This is a genomic window from Nocardia panacis (assembly GCF_003598715.1).
Lineage (GTDB): Bacteria > Actinomycetota > Actinomycetes > Mycobacteriales > Mycobacteriaceae > Nocardia > Nocardia panacis.
The window spans coordinates 1-1,513 of record NZ_QZFU01000050.1 but is presented as its reverse complement, the minus strand read 5'-3'; the positions used below and the strand labels follow the sequence as shown (position 1 = coordinate 1,513).

General features: G+C 66.9%; 1 protein-coding gene. It reads right to left on the bottom strand.

Going from position 1 to position 1,513, the window contains the following annotated elements:
- Positions 1–33 precede the first annotated feature (33 nt).
- A complete protein-coding gene (locus D5S18_RS32390; protein ID WP_203237023.1) occupies positions 34–1,347 on the bottom strand; it encodes an IS4 family transposase in 1,314 nt (437 codons plus the stop codon).
- Positions 1,348–1,513: the final 166 nt, after the last annotated feature.

Genomic DNA, 1,513 nt, shown 5'->3' with positions numbered 1-1,513 from the left:
CAATGCCGCTCAGTTAGCGATCCTGCCGGGTTGTCAACCCGGCAGGATGTGGATGCTGATCTGCGTTTTGTAGCTGTTGCGGTCGATGTCGCCTTTGGCGCGGTGTTTGGAGATGGCGCGTTTGACGATGCGGGGGCTGGTGCGGTCGCGGCGGGCCGGTAGCGGGTGGGCCAGGACGGCGCGGCCGATGGCCCCGACCAGGTCGATGGTGGTGGCGGCGAGGATGCCCGCGGCGCGGATGACCTGGTCACGGGCGGTGTGCAGGGCGATGGTGAAACCAGCGCGGTCGGGCCGGGCGTCGGGTGCGGTGAGAACAGCGTCGGCGATGGCGATGCGTAGGGCCTGATAGGTGACCAGCAGGGCGTAAACCTCCTGAGTGACCCCGGCCGGTGTGCGGGCGCGCAGCACTCGCCCACCGAGGATGGTGGATTTCAGTTCCAGGTAGGCGGTCTCGATCTCCCACCTGCTGTGGTAGAGAGCGACCAGTTCCTGTGCCGGATAACGTTTTTGGTCGGTCAGTGTGGTGATCAACCGGTAACGCTGGACCCGGCGCGGCCCACCGTGGCACGTCACGACGATATCGGCGGCGATGATCCGCACGACCGTGCCTCCGATGCGGGTCAGCCAGGATCCGTCGGGAAAACGCTCGATCGGAGGGAATCCTCGGTTGTTACGGCAGCGGAACAACAGATCGGCTCCGGTGGCGGCGAACCGCTCGATCAGGGTGTTCGCGTCGAACCCGCGATCGGCCAGCAGCAGCGTCCCGGTCCGCAGGCATCGGGAAAGCGCGGGCGCGTAGGTGATCTCACTCGCGGCCATCGATCCGAACACCACGTCGATCACCGTGCGGGTGCCACATGCCACGACCGCGACCAGCCGCAGCATCGGATATCCGGCGACCGCGTGAGCGCCCCCGGAATGCAGACCGTAAGCGGCCCGGTTGGCCGCACTGTCGGGAACGAACAGCGATGTCCCATCGATCGCGCACACCGACAACCCCCGCCAACGCGCCGCACCGGCGGCAGGGCCGGCGAGCAACCCGAACAACTCCCGCAACGGCGCGATCCCGACCCGCCGCCGCGCCTGAGCCAACGCCGAGGACGACGGAGAGGTCCCCGCGTCCGGCAGACCCGCCACCATCCGCGCCCAGACCTGCCGATACCCCACCTCGGCGAACAACCCTGCCGCCAGCAGCAGATACACCACCACCCGCGACGGCAACTCACGTACCCGTGACTGCACCGCACGCGCCGATCCCACTGCCGCGTCGACCATCTCGAACGGCACGACCTGCGTCAACTCACCCAAATGCCCCCGCGCGAACACCCCCTCCGGTACGACCGGCACGCGACCGATGACAGACTGAACAGACAGCGGAACTCCCGGTGAGCGGTTTGTCTTGGCGGACAAGATCTCTCTACCAGTAGTTCCGCTGTCCTACTCTCATGCCCCCACGCGCACGACAACACGATCCACTTGACACCCAGCCCAACCCACTAACTGAGCGGCATTG